Genomic DNA, 2086 nt, shown 5'->3' with positions numbered 1-2086 from the left:
ATCGCGAGCCCATCCGATCATTGGCGCCAACCGATCACTCACCCCCATCGATCCATTTCAAGCGTCGGCCAGTCGAAAGGCGATGGCGCAATATTGGCTTTGCGGGTGCGGCCTGCTCTATAGTCTGCCGCATCGCCCGAACCGGATGACATCAATGGCAGAGTACTCGGCCTTTTCGCTGCTCGCGAACGCGCTCAAGGGAAACAAGGATTGGAAGCCGGCATGGCGCAAGCCTGACCCGAAGGCGTCCTATGACGTCGTCATCATCGGTGGCGGCGGTCATGGGCTGGCGACCGCCTATTATCTTGCCAAGGAACACGGCATCACCAATGTTGCCGTTGTGGAAAAGGGCTGGCTCGGTTCCGGCAATGTCGGCCGCAACACCACGGCGGTGCGCTCGAACTACCTGCTGCCGGCCAACACCCGCTTCTACGAACACTCGATGAAGCTGTGGGAGAACCTCTCGCATGAGCTCAACTACAACGTCATGTTCTCGCAGCGCGGCTGCCTGAACCTGGCGCACACGCCGGCCCAGTTCGACGACTATGCAAGGCGCGGCAACGCCATGCGCCATCTCGGCGTCGACGCCGAACTGATGACGAAGGCTGAGATCAAACGTCTGATCCCGGCGCTCGATGTCTCCGACAGCGCGCGCTTCCCGGTGGTCGGCGGCTTGATGCAGCGCCGCGCCGGCACCGCCCGCCACGATGCGGTGGCCTGGGGCTACGCGCGCGGCGCCGACCGGCGCGGCGTCGACATCATCGAGAATTGCGAGGTCACCGGCTTTCTGCGCGATGGCGACCGCATATCAGGCGTCACCACTTCGCGCGGCGACATCCGCGCCAGGAAGGTGGCCGTGGCGGTCGCCGGCAGCACCGGACGGGTCATGCAGATGGCCGGCATCGAGACGATGCCGATCGAGAGCCATGTGCTGCAGGCCTTCGTGACGGAATCGCTGAAACCCTTCATCGACACCGTCGTCACCTTCGGCATGGGCCATTTCTACATGTCGCAGTCGGACAAGGGCGGCCTCATCTATGGCGGCGACATCGACGGCTACAACAGCTACGCCCAGCGCGGCAATCTGCCTGTCGTCGACGAGGTGATGAGCGAAATGCTGGCGCTGTTTCCGGGCCTTGCGCGCGTGCGCATGCTGCGCTCCTGGGGCGGCGTCTGCGACATGTCGATGGACGGCTCGCCGATCATCACCACCGGCCCCCTGCCCGGCATGTATCTCAACTGCGGCTGGTGCTATGGCGGCTTCAAGGCGACGCCGGCTTCCGGCTGGTGCTTCGCCTGGACCATCGCCAAGGACCAGCCGCACGATCTCAACGCCCCCTTCACCCTCGACCGCTTCCACCGCGGCCTGGTGATCGACGACAAGGGCCAGGGTGCAAACCCCCGGCTGCATTAGGCATTAGGTAGAGTTCAATGTTGATCACTTGCCCCTATTGCGGTCCGCGCGACGTCATCGAGTTCACCTATCAGGGTGACGGCAACCGCGAGCGTCCCGATCCTGCCTCTCAGAATTTCGAGGCGTGGAATGCCTATGTCTATGACAGGCTGAACCCGGCCGGGGATCACAACGAGATTTGGCAGCATTCCGGCGGCTGCCGCGCGCATCTGCGCGTCGTGCGCAACACGCTGACGCATGAGATTTCCAGCGTTGCCTTCGTGCGCGGTGATCATCAAGGGCGCGGCGATCATGGCTCCGCCGCGCGCCGCAAGGCGGAGGACAAGGCATGAGCCCGCGCCGCGCCGATACCGGCGGCCGCATCGACCGGCTGAAAACCATCCGCTTCACCTTCGACGGCACGGCCTACACCGGCCATGCCGGCGACACGCTGGCGTCGGCGCTGCTGGCCAAGGGCGTCACGCTTTACGGACGTTCGTTCAAATACCACCGCCCGCGCGGCCTGCTGACTGCCGGCGTCGAGGAGCCCAACGCGCTGGTGACGGTGCTGAAGGGCGAGGTTCGCGAGCCCAACATTCCGGCGACCATGGTCGAAATCCATGACGGCCTGGTTGCCATCAGCCAGAACCGCTTTCCCTCGCTTGCCTGGGACATCAACGCCGTCAACCAGCT

At 64.2% G+C, this 2086-nt stretch carries 3 protein-coding genes; all 3 read left to right on the top strand.

The features are described 5' to 3' along the window. The first annotated feature begins 154 nt into the window (after positions 1-154). Positions 155-1414, top strand: coding sequence for a sarcosine oxidase subunit beta (locus tag EOC06_RS08485; RefSeq protein WP_128307500.1), 1260 nt, complete (start codon positions 155-157; stop codon positions 1412-1414). A 17-nt stretch (positions 1415-1431) separates the two neighbouring features. Beyond that, the gene (locus tag EOC06_RS08480) at positions 1432-1746 is read left to right on the top strand and encodes a sarcosine oxidase subunit delta (protein ID WP_127381894.1); all 315 of its coding nucleotides are present in this window, start codon (positions 1432-1434) and stop codon (positions 1744-1746) included. After that, the coding region (locus EOC06_RS08475; protein WP_206631165.1) for a 2Fe-2S iron-sulfur cluster-binding protein at positions 1743-2086 on the top strand (344 nt) is incomplete at its 3' end. The genes EOC06_RS08480 and EOC06_RS08475, both read left to right, overlap by 4 nt.

The sequence above is a fragment of the Mesorhizobium sp. M7A.F.Ca.MR.362.00.0.0 genome (assembly GCF_004023175.1).
In the GTDB taxonomy this organism is placed as follows: Bacteria; Pseudomonadota; Alphaproteobacteria; order Rhizobiales; family Rhizobiaceae; genus Mesorhizobium.
Note: the sequence above shows the minus strand (reverse complement) of the source record. Positions and strands in the feature narration are given on the sequence as shown.

Excerpts from the sequence above, each read along its gene's own strand:
- EOC06_RS08480 (WP_127381894.1), top strand. The coding sequence starts at position 1,432 with ATGTTGATCACTTGCCCCTATTGCGGTCCGCGCGACGTCATCGAGTTC.
- EOC06_RS08485 (WP_128307500.1), top strand. The coding sequence starts at position 155 with ATGGCAGAGTACTCGGCCTTTTCGCTGCTCGCGAACGCGCTCAAGGGA.